This is a genomic window from Grimontia hollisae CIP 101886 (genome assembly GCF_000176515.1).
Lineage (GTDB): Bacteria > Pseudomonadota > Gammaproteobacteria > Enterobacterales > Vibrionaceae > Enterovibrio > Enterovibrio hollisae.
This window is the reverse complement of record NZ_ADAQ01000012.1, coordinates 333,831-346,241: the sequence shown is the minus strand read 5'-3', so window position 1 is coordinate 346,241 and position 12,411 is coordinate 333,831. Positions and strand designations below refer to the sequence as shown.

At 46.9% G+C, this 12,411-nt stretch carries 14 protein-coding genes; 11 read left to right on the top strand and 3 right to left on the bottom strand.

Features of this window, described 5'->3' with window-relative positions:
- The first annotated feature begins 11 nt into the window (after positions 1-11).
- Positions 12-560: an outer membrane beta-barrel protein gene (locus VHA_RS12665; RefSeq protein ID WP_005504898.1), complete on the top strand. Its 549-nt coding sequence runs from the start codon at positions 12-14 to the stop codon at positions 558-560.
- Positions 561-733: 173 nt separating this feature from the next.
- Here VHA_RS12665 and VHA_RS12660 read toward each other — a convergent pair whose 3' ends face one another.
- Positions 734-1,171 (bottom strand): hypothetical protein, encoded by a 438-nt coding sequence (locus tag VHA_RS12660; RefSeq protein ID WP_040528881.1) that lies wholly within the window; start codon positions 1,169-1,171, stop codon positions 734-736.
- 327 nt (positions 1,172-1,498) lie between these two features.
- Between VHA_RS12660 and deoD the strand changes: the two genes are divergently transcribed.
- Together deoD and tsgA are read left to right on the top strand one after the other, a co-directional pair.
- Positions 1,499-2,203 carry a purine-nucleoside phosphorylase gene (gene deoD / locus VHA_RS12655; protein ID WP_005504896.1) on the top strand — a complete coding sequence of 235 codons (705 nt, stop codon included), beginning with the start codon at positions 1,499-1,501 and terminating at the stop codon, positions 2,201-2,203.
- A 104-nt stretch (positions 2,204-2,307) separates the two neighbouring features.
- Positions 2,308-3,462 carry an MFS transporter TsgA gene (tsgA, locus tag VHA_RS12650; protein ID WP_040528955.1) on the top strand — a complete coding sequence of 385 codons (1,155 nt, stop codon included), beginning with the start codon at positions 2,308-2,310 and terminating at the stop codon, positions 3,460-3,462.
- Positions 3,463-3,519: 57 nt separating this feature from the next.
- Here the strand turns inward: tsgA and VHA_RS12645 are convergent, their stop codons facing one another.
- Together VHA_RS12645 and VHA_RS12640 are read right to left on the bottom strand one after the other, a co-directional pair.
- Positions 3,520-4,194, bottom strand: coding sequence for a Crp/Fnr family transcriptional regulator (locus tag VHA_RS12645; protein WP_005504894.1), 675 nt, complete (start codon positions 4,192-4,194; stop codon positions 3,520-3,522).
- A 223-nt stretch (positions 4,195-4,417) separates the two neighbouring features.
- Positions 4,418-6,064 (bottom strand): FAD-dependent oxidoreductase, encoded by a 1,647-nt coding sequence (locus VHA_RS12640; RefSeq protein WP_005504893.1) that lies wholly within the window; start codon positions 6,062-6,064, stop codon positions 4,418-4,420.
- 205 nt (positions 6,065-6,269) lie between these two features.
- Between VHA_RS12640 and VHA_RS12635 the strand changes: the two genes are divergently transcribed.
- The 8 genes from VHA_RS12635 (at position 6,270) to VHA_RS12600 (ending at position 12,409) form a co-directional block, all read left to right on the top strand.
- Positions 6,270-6,695: a YeeE/YedE family protein gene (locus VHA_RS12635; protein WP_005504891.1), complete on the top strand. Its 426-nt coding sequence runs from the start codon at positions 6,270-6,272 to the stop codon at positions 6,693-6,695.
- Positions 6,696-6,705: 10 nt separating this feature from the next.
- Positions 6,706-7,152: a YeeE/YedE family protein gene (locus VHA_RS12630; RefSeq protein WP_005504889.1), complete on the top strand. Its 447-nt coding sequence runs from the start codon at positions 6,706-6,708 to the stop codon at positions 7,150-7,152.
- Between the two features lie 591 nt (positions 7,153-7,743).
- The gene (locus VHA_RS12625) at positions 7,744-7,941 is read left to right on the top strand and encodes a Flp family type IVb pilin (protein ID WP_005504887.1); all 198 of its coding nucleotides are present in this window, start codon (positions 7,744-7,746) and stop codon (positions 7,939-7,941) included.
- A 65-nt stretch (positions 7,942-8,006) separates the two neighbouring features.
- Positions 8,007-8,441 carry an A24 family peptidase gene (locus VHA_RS12620; protein WP_050778558.1) on the top strand — a complete coding sequence of 145 codons (435 nt, stop codon included), beginning with the start codon at positions 8,007-8,009 and terminating at the stop codon, positions 8,439-8,441.
- Between the two features lie 4 nt (positions 8,442-8,445).
- On the top strand, positions 8,446-9,237 hold the full coding sequence (gene cpaB, locus VHA_RS12615; protein ID WP_005504885.1) for a Flp pilus assembly protein CpaB: 792 nt from the start codon (positions 8,446-8,448) through the stop codon (positions 9,235-9,237).
- An 11-nt stretch (positions 9,238-9,248) separates the two neighbouring features.
- Positions 9,249-10,601: a type II and III secretion system protein family protein gene (locus tag VHA_RS12610; RefSeq protein ID WP_040528949.1), complete on the top strand. Its 1,353-nt coding sequence runs from the start codon at positions 9,249-9,251 to the stop codon at positions 10,599-10,601.
- A gap of 35 nt (positions 10,602-10,636) precedes the next feature.
- The gene (locus VHA_RS12605; RefSeq protein WP_123912578.1) at positions 10,637-11,131 is read left to right on the top strand and encodes a hypothetical protein; all 495 of its coding nucleotides are present in this window, start codon (positions 10,637-10,639) and stop codon (positions 11,129-11,131) included.
- A gap of 12 nt (positions 11,132-11,143) precedes the next feature.
- Positions 11,144-12,409, top strand: coding sequence for a CpaE/TadZ family protein (locus VHA_RS12600; RefSeq protein WP_005504880.1), 1,266 nt, complete (start codon positions 11,144-11,146; stop codon positions 12,407-12,409).
- Positions 12,410-12,411 lie beyond the last annotated feature (2 nt).

The window sequence follows — 12,411 nt, the reverse complement described above, 5'->3', positions numbered from 1 at the left end:
GTGGTTTTACAATGAAAAAACTCTGCCTTGCACTACTCCTGTTTAGCACACAATCCGTTGCGAATAATTTTTATGGCGGCGCAAATCTTGCGGTTTTCAATGAAACAGAACTTGACGTTTCTGTCCTGTCTGTTGACGAAAAAAGCGATTTAGGTGTCGGTGGCTTTGTAGGTTACAGCCTGTCACTCTCTCCCCACTTAAAGCTGGGATTCGAAGTCGAGTACCAGCGTCTGGGTAAAACAGATTTCGGCTCGGTGCTCGCGGTGGAAAGTGACGCTTATTACTTCAACCTGAGACCCAAATGGGTTGAAGAAGGCAACAATCTTTACAGTGCCCTTATCCTTGGCATTGGTTCAATGGAGTCGGAGCTGAGCCTGTTTGGAATGAGCGCAAAAGACTCAGAGATTGCCTACCAGGCTGGTGTTGAAGTGGGCTACATGTTCGACGATTTGGACGTGGGTATTGGCTACAGATATCAATCTGTTGATTTTGGTGGCGACTTTTCAGGCCTGGATATCACCAATCAAGGCGTTGTCCTCACTGCCCGCTACAATTTCTGACGCACACGCAATAACACAATAACTGAGCCAGTCCTTTTAATGGGCAGGCTCTTCTCTTCAATGCTGATTTCTTGCCTGGTTGCTGTGGTGCTTTGTATCTATCCTTTTCTAACACAATGCCTTTACCCTGACGTTGAGTATTCTTCGCGTGCTTATTTATCGCAACAGCAAAACTACTTTGCCAGCAGATGGCCCAGTTTTTCCTGATCCAGATACGTCGCATATTCAGAGAGCGCCCCCGAAACTGCAGGATTCGTCATCAACCCTTGCATGCCCACTTTGTATACCATTTCAAATGCCTGGTTAATTGCCTTTGGGTTGCTTTTATACGCAGACACCAACGCTGTCGAGCAGTCTTCCATCAATAAACGGTTAACAATGTCTCCTACCGCTTTATTGGCCTTCTCTCGATTCGCGGTACTGACATTGGCATAGCCGCGCATGTCTGGATGCGATGCAATCGAAAAGAAAACCCATTGCGACAGTTGTTTACGCTCCTTTCCATTCAGTGCTTTCATCATACACGTAGCCAAAGCATCTACATCGGCTTTAGCCGGAACACTAACCATCAAAAGCACCGTGATGACAGCCATGGTGAGCTTTTTTATCATTGTCTTCGTCCGTCCTTTGTCGTTGCCATTTAAACGATAGTGTATGAAATCCCGCTCATTGCCTACTTTATCAAAGCGAAATCCCTGTAAAATCTCGTTTCTTTTAAACACGTTACTGATATGAAACCTTACATGTACACCGTCGCCCTAGTCGTCCTTCCCAAACTTGTGCCAAACCTCACTGACTCAACCCAAGGTGATCACCCGCATTTTTCAACCTGAAAATAAAATCTGAGATCCCGCACTTTTAAAGCGGACTTTTGTCCTGATTGTCTAAGGTAGCCGTGAGTAATATTTGCGCCATCAAAACCAAACAGGAAACACAAAATGACTGCTCATATTGCTGGCTGCGCCGAAGATTTTGCGGATACCGTAATCATGCCGGGCGACCCACTTCGCGCAAAATACATTGCTGAAACCTACCTGGACGATGCCGTGTTGGTTACTGATGTCCGTAACATGCTCGGCTATACCGGTTACTACAAAGGTCACCGACTCTCTGTAATGGGTCATGGTATGGGTATCCCTTCCATGGTGCTTTACGGCCACGAATTGATTCACGATTTTGGTGTTAAGCGCATCATTCGCATTGGTAGCGTCGGCGCGACGCAAAAATACGTAAAAATGCGTGATGTGATCCTGGCGCAGGCGGCAGGCACGGATTCCCCAACCAACGCGAAACGCAGCAGCGGCTACCACATGGCAACATCAGCGTCGTTCGAACTGCTTCATACCGCCTACTGCGTGGCAAAAGAAAAAGAGATCGATGTAAAAGTCGGCAACGTGTTTACCGGCGATCTTTACTACGATCCCGATGAAGATCTGATCCCTGCTCTGGAACGTTTCGGCGTGTTGGGTGTGGATATGGAAGTGGCGGGTTTGTATGGTCTGGCACACCAATTCGGTATTGAAGCACTGGCGATCCTGACTGTCTCTGACCACTGCATCACAGGCGAAGAAACCACCGCAGAGGAGCGCCAACTCTCTTTTAACAACATGATTGAAATTGCGCTGGAAACCGCCATTAAATAAACCCGTCAGGGCGGCACAAGCCCCGCCCCTCTATAAAACAATAATGATTCAGGGCGGGGATGACTTCGCGTGGTATCACCGCCCAGCTCTCTACCGGGGTGCACATGAAAAACAGAATCACACTCACCGCGATCAGCTTTTTAGCCAACTTTATTATGGCGGGTTTTGCCACACAGTTTGGCATGCTGATCGAACCCATCGCAACGGCATACAACGCAAATGTTAACGACGTTGCGTCAATTTTCTCGCTGCTTAACGGTGGCGCATTAGCAGGCACCATTGCCGCTTTCTTCATCATTGAAAAAGTGGGCGTAAAACGCATGACACTGCTGTGCTACTCAACCATTGCCGCGATGGCTGCATTGATGCACTTCGTGCCGTCACTGAGCATGGTCATGACTGCCATGACTATCATCGGTTTCTGCGGCGGCGTTGGCCTGTGCATTGCAGGCACCATTGTGGTGTCTGTGTGGAAAGATAAAATCCAGAGCACCATGCTGGTTGTACAGGATGCGACGTTCAATGTGGCTGGTGTTATCTTCCCGCTCATTACAACCTATGCGCTGACAAATGCACTGGGCTGGAGCATCAGTTACCTGAGCATTGGCCTGGTGGCCCTGGCAACCACACTGATGGTGGTTGCCACGAACTTTTCTGCCTGTGAAACCCCGGCAGAAACACAGGAAGAAGCAAAATCTGAGTGGAATTTCGGCATCATCAGCGGCGGCATTGGTCTGTTCCTGGGCATGCTTGCGCTTTACACCTTCCTGACCTGGGCGCCGATGTTTGTGAAAGAAAAGTTCGATATTCCTTTCGAACAAGCTGGCCAGATTATTACCCAGTACTGGTCCGCAGCATTGATTGGTGCGCTGGTTTCAACCGTCATCGTGGCACGTGTGAAGATTCAACATTTCCTGTTGGCAATTATCTCAATGGCGCTGGCACTGACCGCCATGATTGTGACTACCCAGCAAGTCGAATGGCTTTCTTACCTCACTTACGGTTACGGCTTTGTGTGTGCCGCGCTTTACAATGCCTTTATTGCGTATGGCGTCTCTTTCGTGCGCAATGCGAGCAGCAAAAACGTTTCGTACATTTTGATCAGCGGCAGCGCCGGTGCCATGTTCAGCCCTGCAATCAGCGCCATGTTTGAAAGCATCATTGGTCTGCAAGCAGTGATGTATGCCATTCCTGTGATTTATGGTGTGATTGTTGCCATGCTGCTGTCTTCCCTGAAACTGACAAAACCTGCAGCGTAACCGTCAAGGCAGACAACAACACTGTATCGATGAAAGGGTCAGCCTTTGTGCTGGCCCTTATTGCATCAAATACGCTTCCAGCTTTTTGATATCGACGATTTCAATGTCATGCTTTTTCTTGACGATCAACCCCAGATTTTCCAGCTCTTTCACTGCACGTCGGTAAACACGATCAGACGTCGCAAACCGTTCTGCTTCCAAGTAATCCTTTTGATAGCCTTCAACAGGGAGTGCATTCAAGTGACGCTGGTAGATGTCATACGCCACGTTATAGGCAATAGGAAACAGCATTCTCCGAGCCAGGATCTCTACCGTGTCCTGATAGTCGATAGCAATCGCACTGGCAAAAAACAGCGACAGGCGCGGCTGGGCAAGCAACGCAAGCTGCAACTTATTGGCATCTAACTCTGCCACTTCAATCGGTTCACTGGCGACAATATCCATTTGGCAGAGATAACCAGAGAAAAACTCCATTTCACCAAACAACTGTTGGTCACAATCCAGTGTGCCAAGCGAAAATGTTTTTCCGTTCCGTGCAGTCATACTCATGGAAACCCTTCCTGATTCAACAAGATACAGGTAATTAACCGGCTCTCCCTGACTGAGCACTTTTTCATTTTCATCATACAGGCGCCGCCTTAAGATACAGCTGCGGACGGTCCGGTTGATAAGCGCCATGTTGCTGCTCCACTCAGACTCAAACCGGCCTTTTCCCAATGGCTGTAACTGCATAACCCTCTCTCTCACTCTCAAAAATAACCTGCAGGTTCTATCAGTCGCAGGCAACAACACAGGCTGATCTCACACAGAATAAACGCGATTAATATCACAAAATCAGTATGACGCCACAATATTGATGCACGGTTATTTATCGTTATCGCCACAGCTTTCTTAGCACCCTGTGTCAAAGAAAGCTGTGTGAGTCATCAATTTGGGATTTTTTGACGCTAGCCTTCTATTGTTGTGCAAATTTCCAGGTGCGATAGCCACCAAGCAGGTTCCGAGCTTTAAAGCCGTTATTCACTAACTGTCGGTAAGCCACATTGCCCCGCAAGCCTACCTGACAGGCGACGACAATCTCTTTCTCTTTTGGCAGCTCATTGATTCGCTGGCGAAGCTGGTCAACCGGAATATTCAGCGCATTCGGGAAGCACCCTACCGATTCCAGCTCACCCGGGTTGCGTACATCCAGCAGGATCTGATCATCGGTCAGCGATTCGATGTCGTGATAGTGAATCGCGCGGACATCACCTTTCATCACATTTGTCGCCACAAATGCCGCCTGGTTAATCACATCTTTGGCACTGCCATACGGTGGTGCATACGTCAGTTCAACATGCTGCAACTGCTCGACAGTCATCCCTGCACGCTGCGCGACCGCAAGAATGTCAATGCGCTTGTCGACGCCATCTTTACCCACTGCCTGCGCACCCAGAATTTTTCCGGAGTCCGGCGCAAACAACAGTTTGAGGGACACCACTTCCGCCCCTGGGTAGTAGCTGGCATGGCTGGCAGTGTGGACATAGACTTTTTCGTAGCCGATGCCTTCACGCTGGAGGGTCTTTTCATTTTTTCCAGTCGATGCCACGGCCAAGTCAAACACTTTACAGATTGCCGTGCCTTGTGTGCCCTGATAGGTTTCCCGCGCGCCGAGCATGTTGTCGGCTGCCATGCGGCCCTGTCGGTTTGCGGGCCCCGCTAACGGCACCAGTGTCTGTTTGCCTGTCACCAGATCTTTCTCTTCAACAGCATCACCGACGGCATAAATAAACGGATCGCTGGTTTGCATTTCTTCATTGACCCAAATGCCGCCCAGCTCGCCAATTTTCAGTCCCGCCGCTTTGGCGAGCGAAATCTCAGGACGTACACCAATGGCCATGATCAACAACCCGGTTTCAAGCTGCTCGCCACTACTAAATGACAGTGTCAACCCATTACCATGATGTTCCACCGACTCAAGCGCCGTCCCCAGACGTAGGTCAATGCCTTTGGCCCGAATTTCCTGATGGACAAAGCCTGCCATCTCTTTATCCACCGGTGTCATCACCTGATCGGCCATTTCAACCAGAGAGGTTTGAATACCCAGTTGATGGAACGCTTCCATCATTTCAAGGCCGATAAACCCACCACCGACGACTGTTGCATGGGTTGGCTTGTTGGATTGGATCGCATTGATGATGCGGTCCATATCGGGAATGTTACGAAGGGAAAACGTCAGGGGGTTGTCGATACCCGTGATAGGCGGAACAACGGGGCTGGCACCAGGACTGAGCAGCAGGAAATCATAGCGTTCTTCATATTCTGTCCCTTCAAGCAGGTTCTTCACCGTAACGGTCTTTGTGTCGCGGTTGATTGAAATGACTTCATTCATTACCCGCACATCAACATTAAAGCGGGCGAGAAAACTCTCCGGGGTCTGGAGAAGAAGCTTGGCGCGATCTTTGATGTCTCCACCGATATGATACGGCAGCCCGCAGTTGGCGAAAGACACAAATTCGCCGCGTTCAAACATGATGATCTCAGCATCTTCACTCAGACGTCTTGCTCTTGCTGCCGCTGATGCACCGCCAGCCACACCACCAACAATGAGGATCTTAACCATACGTAACTCCTGTTTTATAAATCTCCGGACAAACAAACACAGTAGGGCTGACCGGCTTTATATATCAAACATTATCAGTATCAGCACACTACATTAGTTAAAACTCATATGCAAATAACTAATTTAGCATTGACTTATATATGGTAATGAATTCTAATGCCTTCACTTCTTCAGGTTGCAGATTTACTTTAGTTAAGGAGAGAAAATGACGTTCCAAATTCCGTGGGATGCACTTTTTGGGGGTGCACTGGTTGGTGTATCAGGACTTGCTCTGATGATCCTGAACGGCCGGGTTGCAGGAATTAGTGGCATTATCAGTGGCCTTTTCACATCCGGAAAATCTGAGTTTTCATGGCGGCTTTTATTCCTTATTGGCATGGTCCTGGCGGGTCTTTCTGCCTCTGCCATGGGATTTTCATTTCCGGACTTTAAATCACTGGCGGCAGAAACCTCTCCGTTGATGATCATCACTGCCGGGCTGTTGGTTGGCATCGGAACCAAGCTCTCTAACGGCTGTACCAGTGGGCATGGCATCTGTGGTATTGGCCGCCTTTCCAAGCGCTCGATTGTGGCGACCCTGACCTTTATGGCAGCGGCTTTTGCAACTGTCTTTATCCGTTTTCATGTCTAGGAGAACCCCTATGCTTTTTAAAATCGTTGCCTTGTTTTCCGGGTTTCTGTTCGGCTTAGGATTGATGATTTCCGGGTTGGTTGACCCCGCTAAAGTCATCGGGTTTCTGGATATATTTGGCCATTGGGATCCGAGCCTGGCATTTGTTATGGGAAGTGCACTGGGAACCTTCTTACCCGGTTATTTCTTATTGGTCCGCAAGCTCTCTAAACCTGTATTGTCGGATGCATTCTGCGTGAATAAAACACAGCATATTGATAAAAAATTACTATCAGGATCATTGCTCTTCGGTACAGGCTGGGGGTTAGCAGGGATATGTCCTGGGCCATCTGTTACTGCTTTGGGATCAGGCTCTGGCATGATTGCCTTATTCTTTGCCAGCATGGTCGCTGGGATGTATTTGGTGACACGGTTATCCACCCATAAAACCAAGCTAATCCCGTCAAATGCAGCGTAACGGTTTGGGGTAAAAAGTCAGGATAAAATGCAATAAAGCCGGCTATCTGGCTTTATTGCATTAAAAAATAACGTACGTCACCGGATGACAACCAACCAGCAGAAAAATGCCCGCCCAACATCCTGTCTCACAATATCCGATCATCAGCACTGAATCTGATACTATTGATAATTATCTTAATCACACGGTTCAAAAATGAGAAATTTAACTATCATCTTTTCGAAAACAAGAAAAATAGTGTGATAGAAATCAAAATAATTAAAAATATTTTCAAGTGAATTAAATATTAAACAATAAAACTAATTTCATATTCATTTTCTGGATCATCATCAAATTTTATATCATTTCATATTCAACTTATAGAATATCATTAAAGATAATTAATATGATTCGTATGAATCATTAATGAGACTAGTTTCATTTTCAATACAAAAGTGACAAATGACCTAGGTAGCTAAAATTAAAAATCAGAGATATCTTATTTAACGACTGATGTTGTTTGAAAAATTTTATCTTTTTCATTTTAATCTCAATCGCTCAAATAACATGCAAGTCACAACCAACATATTAATTAAATGGAGTTACTCTACTATGATGTTTTCAATACTTTTAGACCAAACGAAATGTTTTATTCGAGATGAGCGCGGTGTTACGGCCATCGAATACGCTATTATCGGTGTTGCTATCTCTGCCCTTGTACTGGCTTTGTTTGCCGGCGGTGGTGATTTAGAAACCGCTTTAACAAACGCAATAAGTCTAATCTCCGGCAACATCAACAGTGCGAATTAACAGTGCTTCTCCGGGTACTTAATTATCCATAACGCCGGATATAATCCGGCATTATGGACTTACCCATGAACAGTATTTTCTTTTTTTTAGTTGCGACTTCTATTGCAGTCATAGATTCCGACATTAGAAAAAGAAAAATAAGCAATAGATTGAATATCTTATTTTTTACCTGTTGTTTTTCAATGTATTTAATTCATCATTCAATCGAATTGCACTTGGTTAGATGTCTGGTTGTCATAGCAGTTGGTTTTATTGCTTTCTATCTAGGAATCATAGGCGCGGGAGACATTAAATTGCTGGCAGCATTATCACTGGTTGTCGATGATAATTATTGGATATTGACGCTAATCGCCACAGGACTATTGGGAGGGATTGCTGCATTGGTCGTTTTTATAAAAGAAAGTCTGGCAAGAAAGAAAGGACCAAGCAGAGGTGTTCCCTATGCGATTCCTATTCTTGTTGCTGGGTTAACTGGAATCTACCTAAGCGCAGTAAGTTAGTATTATGAGCCAAAGAGTCTTTTTTCTTATCGCTTTTCTCTCTATCGCTGGTGGTGTGCTGGGCTTAAGTGGTTTCTTCCAAAGTAAGAATACCACTGCAAGCAACATCTCAAATATTTCTATTAAAGTTGCTCAGCTGAAAACTCCCGTAACAAGGGGTGATATAGTGACGGGCGACAATATTCGTTATTTTCGATTGCGTGAAACAGAAGCCCTCGAATACGGCATAGTGTCAGATGTGGTGATTAGCCCGGTTTCAGGCATGGTTGCCAAAAAAGATCTTACGACATCTGATTATTTGTCGATGAGTGATTTTATTCTGCCAAGCGATCCCGCCTATCTGGATACGGTTATTGATGACCATATGACGCCCTACTCGCTCACTATTGAACGAAAAGACTTTATTGGCTCCGGTATTTCAGTGGGTGATCGGGTGGACGTTATTATCCTGACGTCAGATGAGCAGAATATTGGCGACACCTCAAGATCCAATCATATCGAATCTTTCCGCTCCCTCTCTGTCTCTCCGCTACTCCGCAATGTCAGGGTATTGGCCATTGATGATGGCAAGGAGAAAGAGAATGAAAAAGAAGAAATTCTTCCTTTAACCATCGAGTTAAACCGCGATCAGGTGGCAAAAATGGTGATTGCCCGCCGTATCGGAATTATTGAAGTCATTAAATCTTCCAACGCATCTCAGCAAAGGCTATTAGGGATGACAGCAGACACGCATGATGTACTGCCTAATTTCAAATCTGTCACAGAGATCCGTGGGTCAGACAAGGCATTTAACTAGTGGGCAAGAACATGAAACGTCAACTTTCTCTCTGTATCCTGTCTCTCTGCCTGTTATTTGGCATCTCTTTTCAGGCCAGTGCTGCCGGTGTCATTAATCTGGGCACAGGCGATGCCCGCTCCCTTGAGTTCAACGCTGTGATCGGCACAGTTTTTATCTCCGATCCTGACATTGCTGACTACCAAGTGATCGACAGCAACAAGCTGGTTGTATTTGGCAGAAAGTTAGGGACAACCACACTGATCGTATTTGATGAGGACAGTCAAACCCTTTCCCATAGAAAAATTGTCGTTAACCAGAGTTTGACCAAGATTGAGCAGATTCTGGCGATCCGCTATCCCGATGTGGACGTTTCGGTGCTGAATATGGGTGAACAGGTTGTTCTGACAGGCGTCGTCCCCACACAAAAAGAAAAAAATGAAATCTATGCGGTTGTCGGCGAGCTGTTATCGAAGAAGTTCGTCGAAAGGCGCACCCAATGGAAAACATCATTTGACGAAGAATTCGACATCGACTTCATGGCGCGGCGCACGTACGAAGGGCTGGTCAACAACCTGGAAGTCACGGTCACTAAACAAGTCAATGTGAAGCTGACTATTGCTGAAGTAAACAGTTCACTGATCAATGAGCTGGGCATTAAATGGGGCACAATTCTTGAGGATGGCTTTGCCGGCAATGGGCAGTTTTTTAAAGGAATAACAGGGTTTGGAGGCAGAACCACTAACGTCGCTGCCTATATCTCTGCAATAAATGATGACAATGTCGGACAAGTTCTTTCTGAGCCAAATGTTTCGGTCATTTCTGGCGAAACAGCCAGCTTCCTTGTCGGTGGAGAAATTCCAATCACCTATCGTATCGATGATGGCTACCGCATTGAATACAAAGAGTTTGGTATTGGTTTAGACCTCGCCGCAGAAGTGCTGCGGGACGATAAAATCAAATTGTCAGTAATGCCTCAGGTCAGCTCAGTCGATAACCAGTATGGCGACACCTTGCTGGACATTCCCTCATTTAAAGTGAGACGCGCCCGTACCACGTTAGAGCTAGGAGACGGAGACAGCTTTGTGCTTGCAGGCTTATTGAGCTCTGAAGATGAAGAGGCGTTGTCGAAAATTCCTTTTATCGGCGATGTGCCCATTCTTGGCGCCTTGTTTCGCAACACGTCCACAACGCGAAGGAAAACCGAGCTGGTGATTGTTGCCACTGTTTCTCTGGTTGAGCCTGTCTCATCAGCAAACATCACCATTCCCAGCATACAACGCACATCTGCGCTTTCCCGCTTCTTCGGTGTCAATCTCAACGCCACATCAGAAGTGGAAAAATGGCAACAGGAAGTGCTCTCTACCGGAGGCTTCAAGAAATGATTTCTTCAATGCGCAATCAGATATGGGGCCTCATATTGGCTTTAACATTTTCGCTGACGGCATGCTCAGGAGGCCCTGCCGTAGAAGGGACCAGTGTCCTTGTCACGCCAGTGACCTATCACTATTCAGTCACAATTAAAAACGGCCAATTCCAGCCTGCTAAAACAGAAATGACAGCGTATTTGGATGCCAACGCACACGCCTTGCTAACCCATGGGGCAACCGTCACATGGCACGGTAAAAAAGCCCGGAAGATCGCCAGTGAAAGCTATCAATGGCTGCTGGCAAAAGGTGCGCCTCCCGGCCGTCTGGCACTGAAGCAAGGTGATTCTGGTAGTGAGGAATCCGTCACCATCTCCACCCGCATCCATCAGGTTCAGACACCTGATTGCGGAACCGTGGTTATAGGCCGTTATCACACCGGCAAAGACGGCTGTCGCGTTAATTCATTGCGCTGGGCGTCTATGGTGTACCCGGAAAATAAAATGGCCGGGAAAGTCAAAACAGCGTTAGTGATCACAGAAGAATAAGAGGGGCATTCGATGTTGGACTTTGGCGACCTGTTGAAAAAAGACCACCAGAATCAATCAAACACGTTTGGCACACAGAGTGGCATTCGTACCGTACAGTTTTATAGAAACGAGGAGGTAAAGGCACTCGTTGAAGAAACGTTTCGTTTCGATGGACATCCTTTGCCTGTCTCTTTCGGGTATAAGTTCAAGGATCTCCCCTCCCTGGTCGAGGAAAACAATGCACAGTTAGTGGTTATCGATCTTGTTGGGTGTGTCGATACACTGAAAGAATGCCGCCAACTCTCCACCCGGTTACCCACCCATTTGTCTGTCATTGTCCTCGGGGATGCGGATTCAATCTCGATAGTGCGGGAGCTGAAGACTATCGGTTTTTATTACCTCTATTGGCCGGTAGATAAAATTGAGCTCGCTGAATTTGTCGACAGTGTAGTGACCCGGCACATCGAGACTAACGCGCTGAAAAGCCGTCGCCGGGCAAAACGGATTGGTATTGTAGGTATGCGTGGCGGCATAGGCGCGTCACTGATTTGCGCCGAGCTTGGCTGGATACTCACTAACAAAAAACAGACGTCCTGTCTGGTGGTTGATAACAATTACCTGACAGGCAACCTGGATATTTTCCTTGGTTTAAAAAACCGGGATAAACGCCGGCTTGGCAGCACTGAAACCGGAAATGAAATCGATCAGACCTCTGCCCGGACACTGGTCACCCGCATCAACAGCCGCCTCGATTATCTGGCACTCGGACTGTCTGAAGAAAGCTCAACGGAACTCCAGGAAGTGAATGATCTGGTGGTCAGTCACCTTTCGCCTGAAACCAATTTTGTCCTTGAGGACTTTTCTGCATCCGTTGGTTTCGATATTCAACCCAAACAGCTGCTGAAAACCCTGGATGTGGCTGTCATTGTGATGGAACCCAGTATCTCCTGCCTGCGGGAAACCTCAGCAATGCTGAGAAAAATCAAAAAGCTGATGGAAGAGCCCGAGTTCAAACGCAGTATGCGTGTTCTTATTGTGCTGAACAACCATCGGGCTCCCCGGTTTAGCAGCGTGACGGAAGCCGAGATTGAAAAATACCTTGAAGCCAAGATCGATGTGGTTTTGCCGTATGAGGTTTCAGCGGAAGAAGCACTGGTTAATGGCACCAGAATCGGCGAAGGGAAATCTAAATTAGGCGCACAGCTCAATGTGTTGTGCTCGCGCATTATTGGTGAGGACACATCGGTTAATACGAAAAAAACCTTGTTCTCTTTTCTTCATCGAAAGGATAAGTAGCC